The sequence below is a fragment of the Vibrio sp. CJQ_6 genome, from assembly GCF_043106745.1.
In the GTDB taxonomy this organism is placed as follows: domain Bacteria; phylum Pseudomonadota; class Gammaproteobacteria; order Enterobacterales; family Vibrionaceae; genus Vibrio; species Vibrio furnissii.
Genome location: NZ_JBICMV010000007.1, coordinates 1 through 15,337 on the forward strand (window position 1 = coordinate 1; position 15,337 = coordinate 15,337).

Annotated in this window: 12 protein-coding genes and 1 tRNA gene; 6 read left to right on the forward strand and 7 right to left on the reverse strand. The window is 46.1% G+C overall.

Features of this window, described 5'->3' with window-relative positions; all coding sequences use genetic code 11:
- Positions 1-35: 35 nt before the first annotated feature.
- Positions 36-482, forward strand: coding sequence for an NUDIX pyrophosphatase (locus ACF8PK_RS00600; RefSeq protein WP_114867254.1), 447 nt, complete (start codon positions 36-38; stop codon positions 480-482).
- A 261-nt stretch (positions 483-743) separates the two neighbouring features.
- Positions 744-1,214, forward strand: a complete 471-nt coding sequence (locus ACF8PK_RS00605) for an SMI1/KNR4 family protein (protein WP_392439526.1) — start codon at positions 744-746, stop codon at positions 1,212-1,214.
- A 193-nt stretch (positions 1,215-1,407) separates the two neighbouring features.
- Here the strand turns inward: ACF8PK_RS00605 and ltrA are convergent, their stop codons facing one another.
- The 5 genes from ltrA to ACF8PK_RS00630 form a co-directional block, all read right to left on the reverse strand.
- Positions 1,408-2,880 (reverse strand): group II intron reverse transcriptase/maturase, encoded by a 1,473-nt coding sequence (ltrA, locus tag ACF8PK_RS00610; RefSeq protein WP_392439528.1) that lies wholly within the window; start codon positions 2,878-2,880, stop codon positions 1,408-1,410.
- Positions 2,881-3,646: 766 nt separating this feature from the next.
- On the reverse strand, positions 3,647-4,390 hold the full coding sequence (locus ACF8PK_RS00615) for a hypothetical protein (RefSeq protein ID WP_392439530.1): 744 nt from the start codon (positions 4,388-4,390) through the stop codon (positions 3,647-3,649).
- The gene (locus ACF8PK_RS00620; protein ID WP_392439533.1) at positions 4,387-5,688 is read right to left on the reverse strand and encodes a tyrosine-type recombinase/integrase; all 1,302 of its coding nucleotides are present in this window, start codon (positions 5,686-5,688) and stop codon (positions 4,387-4,389) included. The genes ACF8PK_RS00615 and ACF8PK_RS00620 overlap by 4 nt, the downstream gene beginning before the upstream one ends.
- Before the next feature lie 82 nt (positions 5,689-5,770).
- A tRNA-Ser gene (locus ACF8PK_RS00625) sits at positions 5,771-5,861 on the reverse strand.
- Between the two features lie 185 nt (positions 5,862-6,046).
- Positions 6,047-7,303 (reverse strand): adenylosuccinate synthetase, encoded by a 1,257-nt coding sequence (locus ACF8PK_RS00630; protein ID WP_014257177.1) that lies wholly within the window; start codon positions 7,301-7,303, stop codon positions 6,047-6,049.
- A gap of 164 nt (positions 7,304-7,467) precedes the next feature.
- Between ACF8PK_RS00630 and ACF8PK_RS00635 the strand changes: the two genes are divergently transcribed.
- Both ACF8PK_RS00635 and ACF8PK_RS00640 read left to right on the forward strand, forming a co-directional pair.
- Positions 7,468-8,355: a LysR family transcriptional regulator gene (locus ACF8PK_RS00635; protein ID WP_004727965.1), complete on the forward strand. Its 888-nt coding sequence runs from the start codon at positions 7,468-7,470 to the stop codon at positions 8,353-8,355.
- A 327-nt stretch (positions 8,356-8,682) separates the two neighbouring features.
- Positions 8,683-9,354, forward strand: coding sequence for a MaoC family dehydratase (locus tag ACF8PK_RS00640; RefSeq protein ID WP_392439536.1), 672 nt, complete (start codon positions 8,683-8,685; stop codon positions 9,352-9,354).
- Positions 9,355-9,405: 51 nt separating this feature from the next.
- Here the strand turns inward: ACF8PK_RS00640 and ACF8PK_RS00645 are convergent, their stop codons facing one another.
- Positions 9,406-10,230: a phosphate ABC transporter substrate-binding protein gene (locus ACF8PK_RS00645; RefSeq protein WP_392439538.1), complete on the reverse strand. Its 825-nt coding sequence runs from the start codon at positions 10,228-10,230 to the stop codon at positions 9,406-9,408.
- A gap of 216 nt (positions 10,231-10,446) precedes the next feature.
- Here ACF8PK_RS00645 and ACF8PK_RS00650 point away from each other — a divergent pair, with 216 nt between their 5' ends.
- Entirely contained in the window at positions 10,447-10,800 is a 354-nt protein-coding gene (locus ACF8PK_RS00650) for a DUF3024 domain-containing protein (protein WP_014257180.1), read from the forward strand.
- A gap of 70 nt (positions 10,801-10,870) precedes the next feature.
- Here ACF8PK_RS00650 and rnb read toward each other — a convergent pair whose 3' ends face one another.
- Complete coding sequence (gene rnb / locus ACF8PK_RS00655) at positions 10,871-12,877, reverse strand: exoribonuclease II (RefSeq protein ID WP_392439541.1); 2,007 nt, start codon at positions 12,875-12,877, stop codon at positions 10,871-10,873.
- Between the two features lie 375 nt (positions 12,878-13,252).
- Between rnb and ACF8PK_RS00660 the strand changes: the two genes are divergently transcribed.
- On the forward strand, positions 13,253-15,151 hold the full coding sequence (locus tag ACF8PK_RS00660; protein ID WP_014257182.1) for a DEAD/DEAH box helicase: 1,899 nt from the start codon (positions 13,253-13,255) through the stop codon (positions 15,149-15,151).
- Positions 15,152-15,337: the final 186 nt, after the last annotated feature.

Here is a 15,337-nt window from a genome sequence, read left to right on the forward strand (position 1 = left end):
ATCTATTGATTCGCAACAACAGTGGAATCAACGCAGTGAGAGCACCATTTCAGGTTCTGATATTTCCATATAAATTTAAAATTTCAGAACCTATCTTCTTGATTGCTTGCCGTACAGACAATGGTGAATGGCAGGCAATTTCTGGTGGTGGAGAAGATCAAGAGTCTTTGTTCGATGCCGCAAAAAGAGAATTGTATGAAGAGACGTCGTTAACAGGTAGTGACTGGGTTCAACTTGATTCTATGTGCATGTTACCTAGAGTGTTTTACTCTGGTCATGAAAAATGGAGCGATCACCCTTATGTGATACCAGAATACTCATTCTCAGTGCAGGTTTCGGGGGAGCCACAGTTATCTTCGGAACACACTGAATTCCGTTGGTGTAACGCAACTGAGGCGAGCGAACTTCTCAAGTATGATTCAAATCGAATAGCTTTATGGGAGTTAAGCGAACGACTTAAAGCCCATCAAATGAAGAATTAAAATCGAATCTGCCCCATTGTTTGTTATCACTGAAGTTAATTAACTTCTTTTGGATGAAAGTTTCCCTTACCTGTAGTTATCCGAGCGAGCGTCGTCGTGAGCTTTTTAAAATTATGCGTCATTTTGCAATCTAATACCCATTCCCTCTCATTAACCTTTTGATTGTAAATTGAACTGTAATTGGAAAGATTGCATGATGGGAGTATGAAAAACGGCTAAAAGCCGTTTAGAAAGCGTTATACCCCATTGGAGGATTAATACTTGAGTATTGGAAATGAATGGCTGATCTTCGAAGAAGACCACTTGCCTTTGAGAGATGAATTGATCGAAAGTGTTTCAACAATAATTCAGTTCAGTTTGCCTCAAGATTACGTTGAGTGCGTCAAGTATTATCACGGTGGACAACCGAAAAACGGAAGTTTGTCGATTGATGTCGATGGTTCATCTTGGGGTATTGGCTTTGGTGAATTATTAACTCTTGACCCGCTAGAAAGTTGCACAAACGTTATTTCATCACTTTCAAAGTTGCGCAAAATACACGGTATATCAAAGAACTACTTGCCAATCGCTATTGGTGCTGGAGGTGACTATCTTTGCTTAGACTATTCGTACAGTATTACTAATCCAACAGTGGTGTTTTGGTTTCATGAGCTTGAAGGGGAAGACGCAATATTTCCTGTTGCAGATACATTCACACAAGTATTGGATATGTTAAAGCCATATGATGAATAGGGTATAACAAACGACTATGGCCTCAACATATTTTTCCTAATCTGACAGAAAAGCTATAGCGCATCAGTTCTAAAACGTTTCTGTCGAGTAGACGACACTTGTTACCAAGTGCCGTCCCTCTAAGAACCGTACGTGCAACTTTCACTGCATACGGCTCAAGCCTCCACTAAGGCATCGCTTGATACCCAGCAACTCATAAAGCAGTTGGAACAGGCTCAACCCAAGAGTTACGTGCTTGCCTTTTTGACTTTCGTTTAGCCAAGTATTCTTGGTAATCGGGGTCATAAGGAGTCGCAGCACTTCGGATTTTCACATGTCGCTCTATTGGCACTTTCGCAATTTGGAACAGATTAAACTGACAATCCATATTCATGATCTTCTGCCAACCGTGAAATTGCCACTGGCCATGACGGTTGATGAAGTATTTAAGGGCGACCCAAGTTTTAGATTTTGTTGGGTGACGCCTTCTAGCCCAGTGCCATAGAGTTTGGAATAGTTTGTGGCCTACATATCCGAACACTTGCTTAGCAACGCAGTGGCGGTAGTAATTCGCCCATCCTCTAAGTTTCGGATTTATCAGTTTGATAAGATCATTAACGGGGATAGTTGCGTGCTTTTTGATAAGCTCACGTAGATTCCTCAAGAATAACAGAGTGTTAGACTTGCTCGGTTTAATGAACAGTTTCCCTTTGTACTTCCTATGGTTGAAGCCTAGAAAGTCAAAACCATCGTCAATATGAGTAATCTTCGTTTTCTCTTCGGATAGGGTTAACCCTCTTTCAGCCAAAAAGTCAGCAATCAACGGTTTGATATCGTTCGCTAGCACTTCCTTTGAAGAGCAAGTGACCACGAAATCGTCAGCGTAACCAATGAAGTTAGCCCTAGCTCCATTTCTGAGTGCTGTGGATCTTATGCGTTGCTCTAGCCCTGCGAGGGTCATTAGCATCAAGGTTGGGGATATTATCCCTCCTTGTGGTGTACCCTCATCGGTGTCGTAGAACAGGCCTTTATCCACAAAACCAGACTTTAGCCATTGCTCTAACATTCGTTTATCTACAGTGATATTGTCCATAAGCCATTGATGCCCGATTTTATCGAAGCAAGCTTTAATATCACCCTCAAGAACCCATTTTGCTGATTTCTTCAGAGCCAAGCATTTAAAGCACTGACTGATGGCGTCAGCGGTGCTGCGGTTTGGTCTGAATCCATAGCTGTTGAGGTCGGCTAGTGTTTCAGAAACAGGCTCTAGTGCAAGCAGGTGGAGCGCTTGTTGCGCTCTATCTATCATGCACGGAATACCTAGAGGTCTGAGTTTGCCATTCTTTTTGGGGATGTAGATACGTTTGAGTGGTTTTGCTTTGTAAGTCTTGCGACTCAGTTGATTCACTGCTTTCATGCGGCGCATATCTGTGTTCCAGATAACGCCATCTATTCCAGACGTTTTACTGCCTTTGTTTTGAGAGACTCGCTTAACAGCAAGCAGTTTTGCTGAGCGAGAATGAGTTAAGAGCCACTGTAAGGATTTAACCTTACCGTATTTCTTTTCTCTCGTTGCTTTTGCGATACGCATTTGAAGCTTTAATACGTGCGCTTCAGCGGATTTCCAGTCAATAGACTGCCACAGAGCACCGTTAGAAGATGCACTAATCTCTTTCGAGATCATCATTTGCTTTTCTCCTTAAATAAAGTTCTTCAAATTTTCTCGCAATGGGAGACCAGTCGGAAGTGGGCTCACTTTCGTGGTCAGGCACAAGCCTGTATCTGCATCATTACAATGCAGCTTTCGCTTTTTCCGACCTCCTATACCTGCATCACTATCGGTCGCAGAGACTTTCCCATAAGGAGTGATACAGGCTTACCGTGTTCCGTATGTCACGCAATATCAGGTTAGATGCCCGCTATGGTGCGGAGAGTTCAATGATCACGAAAGAGTACTGGACAACCTCTTTCCTACTCTCGTTGCCTTTTGGCTACAGCGTATTAACCACTTTCGCTGTTTCATCGTATGACGCACCTTAAACGGATTCACATTCGTTCATCATACTGACTACCTAGCACTTACCCAATTTGTGGTTATCAGGAGGATTGTCCTCTCACGATTTTAATCCCGATTGGCCAATGCCAACCTTCGTTACATTGTCAGACTCGCTACTTTATTCAGAGTCCTAGGTTCATCTGGTGATACAGATGGTTCACTCTTGAAGCGGTGAACAGCGCCTCATACGACTTCACGTCGCACGTCCAGAAACGTGCTAGCACGGATGCGCAAAAAGCGTTTTATACCGCAATTAAGTAGCCATGTACTATCATGGCACCTAAAGCATCAGATCGGGGGTATGAGCCAGTACAGCTCCGTTTCGTGGTGATTTCCTAGATGGTTTAAGAACTCTTTAACCATCTAAGAATAGATAAGAAATGTACTCCGCAACGCTCTACTGCAAGTCTCTCCTAATCTGCTCGGAAAAGGTTACAACTTTTCTTTTTTTATCAAAAGAGGTTGTCTTTGCGTCATTCTCAACGCAGAAAGCATCATAGTGACTATTTGTAAGCGTTGATGAAAGACACCTGACTTCTATGGTTACAACTCTTTGATCTCTTAAACAAAGTAATGACATAAGAGAGCTTCGTGCGTCATAAGTTATCAACTGATACCGATCAGCAATTAACGCCGCCCCAACCAATGCAGCTTCTTGATCACTAGATGGAATTGCAACAGATTCTTCACAGGTTATGGGAATTGATTGAAGCTGTAATCCATCAGCAAACTGAACAGTAAGATTGCAGAGAAGCCAACTTTGGATAGAGCCATCACTGGTTTTGATTGAACTTGCGTAACGTAAATAATCTGAATACGTTAAGCAAAGTCCTTGCTGTTCATGCGCCATACCGTTTTTTGTATGCGGGATAAAGTCGCTTTCATCAATTCCCATAGCGAGTTTAACCGATGACAGGCCCCCTAGCTTACGCAGAAGTGTTACTTCAGACTGTTCGAGGAGTTCTCGCTCATCGAGCGAGGGAGCGGCCTTAAGTTGACGTATGATGCTTTTAAACGCCATCAGGTCATTTTGAGTAAAGCCAATATTAAACATGGCTGAGTAGTCATAGTCTAGAGATTGCTCAGACTCTGCCAGTACTTCGATAATGCATGTGAGCTCAGAAAGTGACAGTGAAATCATAATACTTCCTCCAAAGTCAGCTTGTTGAGTGTCTCTAGCATCTTTGAGAGTTGCGCTTTTTTACCGTAGCGCCCAAAGGTCATGTTCGGGTTTGAGTGCCCGACAATATCCGCCACAAGATGCTCAGGTACATCTTGCATCTTGAGCTCATCAATAAAGGTATGCCGAAGGCTGTACGCAGTGGGACGAGCTTTAGGTTTCATACCAAGCTTGGTCTGAAGCTTACCAAACTGCGTTCGATACAATTTTGACCAATCATGGTCTTTACCTTGCGGTGTGTAGTTAAACAATGGCTTATCTGTATTTGAAGAACGAGATTCGACAAACTCGGCAAAGCCACACTCAAGCAAGTAAGGGTGGATTGGCACTGAGCGAACAGCTTGTTGATTCTTTAAGTGCTGTAACTGATAACGGTCTGAGATAGAAATAAAGGGAATAGCATCCTCAAGATGGACATTGCTGATATAAAGCTGGCACGGCTCCTGAGTGCGCATTCCCATAAAGAGCTGAAGATACGTTATCCACTTGAAGTCAGCCGTGTGCCCAAGAAATTCAGGTGAATGAAAAAAGCGTTTTAATTCTGCAACAGACCAGCGATGGCGCTCTTCACTGACATGCTTTGTTTTCTTGAACGATGGTTTAAGAGATTGTGCAGGGTTTTTCTCTAGGTAGTTCTTTGCATGTGCCCATGTGAGGAACTGTTTCGTTGCAGCAAAGTAGTCTTTGTTAGTCTTCGCTGAACGTCCTTCTGTTCGCAGAAAATCAATATATGCCAGCATAGAACCGCTATCAGGACAATCTATGAGGTTTGCATCTAAATAATCAAGAAAGTGGCTGATTCTTGTTGTGAGCTGGTGTGCGGTTAGCGCTGTAACATTCTCGTGGGTTTTCGTTTGAATGAACTCTCTGAGCCAGCCTCGAAAATCGTAATACTCATTTTTTGCGCTGTGTAATCCTACAGCATGCTGAGGTGTATCAAATACAGGTTGAGTAATTTGAGGAATAGGCAAACCATTTGAACGGTCATCATCGGGTGTTTCATACCCAGAACGGAGTGTCTCTATGATGGATTCAATTGCTGTTGAGCATAAAGCAATATCAAATGACTCATCTTGAGCTAAATCGATAAACAACCGCTTCAAGTGCGATGTCATTTCCAAATTGCGGACAATAGCCAGAGGGCGATTTTTCGTTTGGAGCGAAACTCTTCGCTCACTTGGATAGCCTAAGCTTCTTAAGGAAGAAGGGAAGATTACGCGGGTATAAAACACGCCTGAAGGATGTTTCAACAGGTACATATGTATCACCTTTATGTATCAGTGACTTTTGTACCGCAGAAATGAAAGAAGCTGTTGAAAATCAACAGCTTCGTTCAAAAAGTGGCGGAGAGATAGGGATTTGAACCCTAGGATAGCTATTAACCATCGCCGGTTTTCAAGACCGGTGCTTTCAACCACTCAGCCATCTCTCCGTAAGTGCGAAGAACTATACTCGCGGATAACCATGTTGTAAATACGTCATTGTGCTAACTGACTAGTCTATAACCATTTTTACGAATTTTGTTTTGAAAGCAAGGTTGGCGCGAGGCCGGTGGGGCTGAACACAACAAAAAGGCCGACGTCATCGTCGGCCTTGGCTTGGTTCTTTTGGGGCAGATTAACGCAGAATCATCTGCGCGCGTTCTGGACCCACTGAAATCATTTTCACGGGCACACCCATGAGCGCTTCAACACGCAGTACGTATTTTTGCGCTGCAACTGGCAAGCTTTCAAAGGTGCGACAACCGGTGATGTCTTCGCTCCAGCCTTCCATTTGTTCGTAAACTGGCGCAAGGGCAGACGTTTGTGGCCAAATTGGGTTTTCGCTATGGTCGCCGTCGTAGTTCACGCAGATTTTCAGATCTTGCATGCCGCTTAGGCAGTCCAGTTTAGTCAGTGCAACTTCTGTTGCAGCTTGTAGTTCAACGCCGTTACGTGTTGCCACTGCATCGAAATAACCCATATCACGTGGGCGACCGGTGACCGCGCCGTATTCATTCGCAGCTTCACGGAAGCTGTCTTGCTCTTCCATGGCGGTGATCAATGTGCCTGTACCGACAGAAGAGCTGAATGATTTGGCAACCGCAATGATGCGCTCTGGGCGAAGTGCTGGTAAACCACTACCCAAACCTGCGTATGCTGCTGTCACGTTTGAAGAAGTTGTCCATGGGTATTCACCGTAAACGAGGTCACGACCGGCGCCCAATTGTGCTTCAAACAGTAGGTTTTCGTCTTTCGCTTGCAGCGCTTTCAATGGCTCGCTGACGTTACAAATCGCATCGCGCCATGGGGCAGAAACTTCCAACAACCAGTCTGTCATTTCTTGTGCGGTTTGCGTAAATTCGAAAGTTGGGTAAAGCGCTTTTAATTGCGGCAGTTTCCAGTCCAGCATGAATTGAATACGTTCACGCAGTACTTCAGGTTGTTTCAACCAACCAACCAGAATCCCTTTCTTCATGACACGGTCACCGTATGCAGGTGCGATGCCTTGACGCGTTGAACCGTAAGCGCCATCACCAAGGCGTAATTCTTCTAGCGTATCTTCCAGTGCGTGAATAGGCAGACACAGCGTGGCGCGGTCAGAAATGCACAGGTTGACGTTCACGCCAGCTTCTTTGACTTCTGCGATTTCTTGAGACAGTGGCGCAGGGCTGATCACCATGCCAGGGCCAAGCACCGCAATACAGCCTGGGTTGAACACGCCGCTTGGCAGTTGGTGCAGTTTGAATGTACCAAAATCATTCACAACGGTATGACCGGCGTTATTACCGCCTTGGAAACGGATGCTGGCTGCGGCGCTATCTGCTAAATAGTCCACGATACGGCCTTTACCTTCATCACCCCAGTTAGCACCAACTACAACGATAGACGACATGTTTTGATCTCCTTAAAAGTTACCTTTTTATCCTATGGGGGGATCGGGAATAAGAAAAATTAATAATCATTATGAGCTTGATAAGGAATTCATATCGAGATAATTTGACCGCGTTCAATGATCACACCACCATTTTCGGCATCATAGATGGTTTAGGAGCGGATATGCTGGATCTCAACTGGCTCAACACGTTTGTCACGCTGGCTCGTTTGGAGCATTTTGGCAAGGCGGCCAACGAACTGCACATGACTCAGCCCAACGTGAGTTTGCACATCAAACAGCTGGAACAAAGTACGCGCGTCAAACTGATTGAACGTAATCCGTTTCGTCTGACGCAAGCGGGTGAACGCTTGTTGCAAAGTGCGCAAAATACATTGATGGAACTACAAAGCTGTCAGTCGGACCTCAATGCGATTAACGATTTGTGCCAAGGCACGCTCACGATTGCTGCGAGCGATATTATTTCGCGTTGGTTACTGATTGGGCCGTTTCAATCATTTAAAGCCGAGTTTCCCGGTATTGATTTAACGTTGCTGAACACCACATCGACACAGGCGTCAGATTCAGTGAAGAGTGCGAAAGCCGATCTCGGTTTTGTGATGGCGCAAAAGGAGAGTCAACCGCTGCATTTCACGGAGCTGAAACAGGTCACATGGTGCGCGTTAGGAAACGGCCTTGAAGCGTGGCAAAAAGGGGAGCAGGTCGATAACCTTGAAGCGCCGACATTGATTCTTCTGGGTCACGATACGCGAACGCGGGATTTGATGGATCCTGCGCTGCCTGATCTAAAACTGCCCAAGTATCGCATTATGGAAGTCGATAGTGTGGACGCACAGATTGATTGGGCAGAAGCCGGCTTTGGCATCGCGATTGTGCCTGACTTTTCGCTCCATCCGAAGCTCAACCTGCAATCGACGATCACGCCGTTGCCGACATTTCCTTCTGCTAGTTTGGGTTACATTGTGCGCCAAAACCAAGTGTTATCGAAAGCGATTAAGAAGTTACTGCGTTGGGTGGAAGAAGAAATTGTGCGCTCACCGCATGTTCAGTAAACCAGCGGGTACGCCTGTGTTGAGCGTGTCATTGACCAACAAAAATAAAGGGCAAAAAATGCCCATTTGGCCAATGTTTGCGCAGTTTTAGCCATCAAAATGCAGAACTTGGGTCGTTAACTGTGTCGAAACTTTGCACAAAAGAATGGTGTATTTACTCTAATTTGTGAAGTGCTAATAAAATAATGTTTTATTGCTAATATATTGATATATAAAAATAAATTAAGGTTGAGAATACGACTGTACGCCCGAAAGTGTTTGCGACTTACTGTGAAGTACTTCAAAATTAGGACATTAGCATTTCTTCTTAGTTAAGAATGAGGTTTTATGAAAGTCGCGGATCTATTTAAACATCGTGCAGAAAATCTTGTTAAACACGCTGAATTTAAGCAGTGGGTTTCTCCTGCTATGCGTGAATACTGGGACGAATTCTTAGGCAAAGCCAATAATCGCCAGCTGTTCACTTGGGTGAAAGATTTCCATCAGCCGGCAAATGAAGACGTACAAATCCCCGAGCCTATCGTGTTAAAACCCGAAGCGCAGGTGGTGTACGATGAATTGGTGCCACAAATTGGTGACGTGATCCATACCGGTGACTGGATTCTCGTTGATCAGGATCGTATTAACCAATTTGGTGCTGTCACGGAAGATATGCAATGGATTCACACTGACCCAGACAAAGCACAAGCTGAGTCACCATTTAAAACCACCGTCGCACACGGTTTTTTAACCTTGGCGTTACTGCCTAAGTTAACCGATAGCGTGGATGCGGATAACTCACTGTTCCCGACCGCAAAGCTGGTAGTGAACATTGGCCTCAACTCTGTACGTTTCCCTTATCCGGTGAAATCTGGCAGCCGAGTTCGTGCAGTGAGTACGTTGTCTAAAGTCACACCGATTAAGAAAGGCCTTGAGATTGAACGTGAAATCAAGGTGGAGATCGAAGGTGTTCGCCGCCCTGGGTGTGTTGTGGTCTCAGTGATTCAACTGCATTTTTAAGTGCGTCGAGCATTAAAAAAGGAGAGCATTGGCTCTCCTTTTTTGTGCCTGTTATTTGTATTCCCCAACGGGAATGTAGCCGTATTCAACGATCAATGCTTTCGCGCGTTCAGAATGCAGAAAGTCGAGGAAGGCTTTGGCTTCTTTGCTGGCTTTCTCGCTGTAATGCAACACCAAAAATGGGCGAGACAAAGCGTATTTGTGTTCGGCAATCGTTTTTGATGTCGCATCGATGCCCTCGAATTGGATCGCTTTGACCGATTTATCAACAGATCCTGTGGACACAAAACCGATGGCTTGCGAGTTGTGATTAATCAGCGTTTTGACCATGCTGTTGCTGTTCACCACCAAGTTGTTTGGACTGATATCAGACACCAAACGGTCTTTGATGATTTTGGTCAGCCCCAGTAGGCTTTCGAAACTGTAACGTGTGCCAGAAGAGGCTTCACGCGTAACCACTGCGATTTTTTGGTCGCTACCACCCACTTGTTTCCAGTTGGTGATGGTTCCTTTGTAAATCTCATACAACTGTTCACGCGATAAGTTATTGACAGGGTTGGCGCGGTTCACTATCACGGCGAGGCCATCGTAGGCGAGTAGGAAAGAGTTGAGCGATTCCTCCTCTTCATTTTCGGTGAGGTAACGTGAACTCATGGCGATTTGAGCAACGCCTTTTTTCAGCAATGTAATTCCGGCTGTGGAGCCAACACCTTGAACAGCGACGTAGCTGTCCGGATGAGTGGCATTGTATTCTTCGGCCAATACATCCATGATGCGAGCAACAGATGTAGAACCAGAGACATTAATCTCGCTCGCTTGCGCAAAAGAGGTCAAAAGTGAGAGTGAGCAAAGAGCAGCAAGCGCGACCCGTAGCATAAGTGAACTCCAAAATAGGTAATCGAACAAAGCATTATGTTATGTCGCTTAGATTACAATTTTGTGAATCGTCGTCTTGTGCAAGCTTGATAGTGTGAAATGCCTCCAGTTTAAACGGGATGGGTTATACTCAAAACACATTGAGATCATAGAAAATTCAGTTCTTTCAGGAGATACTGAGTCGGTTAGCTGGTTGAGAAAGACGTTGAGGGAGTTATGGCGGTCATTAGTTTACTGCAGCGTCAGATAGAGCGAAGAGCGGCACTGGTGTGCGACAATCGAAATCAGAGCTTGCCGGCTGAATTGGGTAAGTCCGGTTTTGAATCCATCGAAAATGGCGTCCAGTTTATGCAGAGCCACTTTAAGTTGGACTCTGCGCATTGCGATTACACCAGCCCAGTGGCGAAAGTGATCTGGGAAGAAGAGTCGAACTTGTGGGCGTTGTATGTGCCATCGGGTTCGGGCGAAACGCCGGAATGGGTTCCGTATCCGTATCTATCCAAAAGTGGTGATTTAACCGCGTTGATTCGAGAAGTGGAAAAGGACCCGAAAGCGTACTTTTGGTCTTGAGGGTTTACGAATCTATTTCAGGCAATAAAAAAGGCATTCATGATGAATGCCTTTTTTGATCGTGTCGCGCTTACGCTTGGCTTGGCTCTTGTGAAGCTTCTGGCGCTTTCGGCGCTTCGGCAAACACTTGCGTTGGTTTGGCCACGACACTGCGGTTTTCTTGGTTCACTTCGGTCAACACGACTTCCAGTGTGTCGCCCAGTTTGTAAACCACATTTTTATCGATAGACACCGTGCCATCTTCGCCGTTGCACTCGATACGTTCTTTGTTGTTGACAATCAATGCGCCAGGAATGAAGGCCATTGCGCCGTTCTCAAGCAAACGTACACGCATGCCGGCGCGGTTGATGTCGAAGATTTCCGCAGTAAAGCGTGTCTCTTTTGCTGGCTCTTCAGCCAGCGTGCGTGCATACAACCAGTCTGCGACGTTGCGTTCAGCAATCTTGTGGTGTTTACGATGCAAAGCCAACTCTTCGCCCACAGTTTCGTCTGGCTTTTGGACCGATTCTTTACCCAGAATGTGTGCTTTCAGCATTCGGTGGTTGATCATGTCGCCGTATTTACGAATCGGCGACGTCCACGTGGCGTAAACATCAAGGCCCATAGCGAAGTGTGGCAATGGTTGATTGCCGATTTCGCTGTAGCTTTGGCTCTTACGAATGCGGTTGTCCAAGTAAGATGTTTCTTGAGTCGATAACCAACGACGCAGCGCGGCGAAACCTTCTACGGTATTCACGCTCTCTTCGCTGCATTCCGCGCCATGCGAATTCATCAGCGCAACGATATCGGCAACTTTTTCTGGCTTAAAGCCTGCGTGTGTGTTGAATACGCCCGTGCCAAAGGCCGCTTGCAGTGTTTTACCGGCGCAGATATTCGCGGTGATCATCGATTCTTCAACCAAGCGATTTGCGGTGCGACGCGAGTCGGCATGAATTGCCACTACGTCGTTATCTTCGCTCAGTTCGAAACGGTAGTCGGGACGATCGGGGAAGACGACCGCGTGTGTTTCACGCCAGTTGGCACGCGCTTGAGAAAATTCGTAGAGGTCGCGTACCACTTGCGCGATTGCATCAGTCGGTTGCCAAGCGTCGCTTGAACCGGTTTCTAACCAATCGGATACGTGGTCGTAAACCAGACGCGCGTGCGATTTAATGTTGGCAGCAAAGAAACGAATGTCGTCGCCAATCACGCCATCTTTATCAACAGTGACGGTGCAGCACAGGGCAGGGCGAACTTCGTTTTCGATCAGCGAACAGAGTTCGTCAGCCAGATCGCGTGGCAGCATTGGAATATTGCGCCCCGGTAAATAGATAGTGAAGCCGCGCTCGCGCGCTACTTTGTCCATATCATCTTCTGGGGTGATGTAGGCGGTCGGGTCGGCGATAGCAATGGTCAGGGCGAAGCTGCCATCGTCTAGTTTTTTCGCGTATAGCGCATCGTCCATATCTTTGGTCGATTCACCATCGATGGTGACAAATGGGACATCTGTCAAATCGACACGCGTGAGATCAGCGTCGTCTTTTAATTCCCAATGTTCGATACCGGCCGGTTCGCAGTTTGGCAAATCGTTTTCTGCCAGCGTGACCCACCAAGGTGCAATCTTGTCATCGGCGTCAGTGATTTTCTCAGAAATCTCAGCAAAGAAGCCATTGTCGTCTTTCAGCGGGTGACGAGTCAGGTGAGCAACGACCCAGTCGCCGTCTTGAAAGTGTTCTGGATTCAAACCCTTTTTCGTTTTTGCCTTGATTGGCATCTTTTTCAATTGTGGGTGATCCGGTGCAACGTTCAGTTTGCCTTTGTGAAGTTTTACGCGGCCAATAAAACGTGTCAGAGATTGTTCGATTAGTTCTTGAGGTTCCGCTACTTCACGCTCTTTCTCTGTGCGGATGATGGCAACCACTTTGTCACCATGCATGCATTTTTTCATGTACGGTGGTGGAATAAAGAAGCTGGTTTTGCTGTCAACTTCGAGGAAACCAAATCCTTTATCGGTCGCTTTAATTTGACCTTCTTTTTTCGGCAGGTTTTCTTGAATCTGTTGCTTTAATTGGGCAAGTAGTGGGTTATCTTGAAACATCTTTTAATATCTGACTCGATTAACTGGGCACACTATAATCATTGGCTATGATTATTACTACCGGAAACGTGTATAGCAGTGCCAAATAGACCAGGCTAAATTGCTGATTAAATCAGCGAATTTCTTGGAAATAAGGTGTTTAGCACGTTATTGAGGCGGCATTTTATCACTACTGAGAAAAAATTGTGATGAATTTCAATTTTTTCTAGCTTTTTTTATGTGTTTAGGGAATAATCCGCCTCCCTTAGATGTCCCTAGTGGCTTGATGCTTTTTGATACTCGTCCGCATCTGAACGGATTCAGCAACTTTCTTGGATTAGTTGGAATGGTAAAGCACGTGGGACCTTGGTTATTCATTATTTTAGTGGGATCCCCATGCAAGAATCTGTCATTCAATTCAGTGACTTAGCACTTAACAGTGCCATCCTTTCTGCCCTAACCGATATGGGCTTCGTTTCTCCAACTCCAATTCAGGCTGCTGCAATTCCTCTTCTTCTGGAAGGCCGCGACGCACTAGGTAAAGCACAAACAGGTACGGGTAAAACTGCAGCGTTCTCGCTGCCACTACTGAACAAATTGGATTTGAATCAGTACAAACCGCAAGCAATCGTAATGGCTCCAACTCGCGAACTGGCTATCCAGGTTGCGGCAGAAGTTAAAAATCTGGGCCAAAACATTAAGGGCTTGAAAGTTCTAGAGATCTACGGTGGTGCATCTATCGTTGATCAAATGCGCGCTCTGAAATCTGGCGCACACATCGTTGTGGGTACACCAGGCCGCGTAAAAGACCTGATCAGCCGTGAACGTCTGCACCTAGACGAATGTCATACATTCGTACTGGATGAAGCAGATGAAATGCTGAAAATGGGCTTCGTTGACGACGTGACTTGGATCATGGAACAAGCACCAGAAACAGCACAACGCGTTCTGTTCTCTGCAACCATGCCACCGATGGTAAAAGACATCGTTGATCGTTTCCTACGTGATCCAGCACGCGTTGACGTTGCCGGTTCAAACCAAACTGTTGCGAAAGTAGAGCAGCAGTACTGGGTTGTAAAAGGCGTAGAGAAAGATGAAGCAATGGCTCGTCTTCTTGAAACTGAAGAAACGGATGCATCAATCGTATTCGTACGTACTCGTCAAGACACCGAGCGCCTAGCGGATTGGTTGTGTGCACGTGGCTTTAAAGCAGCGGCACTGCACGGTGATATTCCTCAGTCTCTGCGTGAGCGCACTGTTGATCACATCAAACAAGGTGTGATTGATATTCTGGTTGCGACTGACGTTGTGGCGCGTGGTCTTGATGTGCCACGTATCACGCACGTATTCAACTACGACATTCCGTTCGATGTAGAATCATACATTCACCGTATCGGTCGTACTGGCCGTGCTGGTCGTAAAGGTAAAGCGATCCTGTTGGTTCGTACTAACCAGATCCGCATGTTGCGTACCATCGAGCGTGTGACACGTTCTTCAATGGAAGAAATCCAACTTCCACACCGCGATAAAGTGGCTGAAGCACGTCTAAGCCAACTGGCGATTGAGCTGGAAGCTGAGAAAGAGCACGCTTCTCTAGAGAAATTTGCTGAGTTGGTTGAGAAACTGCAAGCGTCTCTGGAAATTGATGCAAACACGCTGGCTGCGATTCTGCTGAAACGTCAACAAGGCAAACGTCCTCTGTTCTACGTAGGTGAAGATCCAATGATCGAAGCTGTAGAGCGTGACAAACAGCGTCGTCGTGAACGTCGTGAAAACGGTGGTGATCGTCGTGATGGTCGTCGTGAATATACTGCAAACACAGACTGGGAAACTTACCAGCTGCAAGTAGGCCGTGATCAAGGCGTACAAGTGAAAGACATCGTTGGCGCACTCGCGAACGAACTGGGCCTGACAAAAGGTTCTATCGGCGCGATCAAACTGGCGCAAGGCCACACGTTTGTTCAGCTGCCTAAAACAATGTCTGCAGACGTGACTGGCAAACTACGCAAACTGCGTATTCGTCAGAAAGAAGTTGGCGCAGTTGTGTGTGACTTCGATGACTTCCGCGAATCACGTGGTCGTCGTGATGGCGGTAACCGTCGTGACGGTGGTTTCCGTGGCAACCGTGAAGGCGGAAACCGCGAAGGCGGCCGTCGTGAAGGTGGCTTCCGTGGTAACCGTGAAGGCGGTAGCCGCGAAGGTGGTGAACGTCGTTTCGACCGTAATCGTGGTGGCGATAACCGTGGTAACCACCGTGGTGAACGTGGTCACAGCCGTCGTCGCACTGAAGCATAATTTGCTTGTATCGCGATAAATAAAGAGAGCCCGCATTGTTGATGCGGGTTTTTTCTTTCTCTTGAAATATTCTTACTTTACATTCGTTATGTGAGCTAGGTACAATTCGTTCTCCGTCGATAATCCGGTATTCGTGTTACCGAGTGATCATCGACGGCTCACACTTAAATAAACTGAACATGTGTT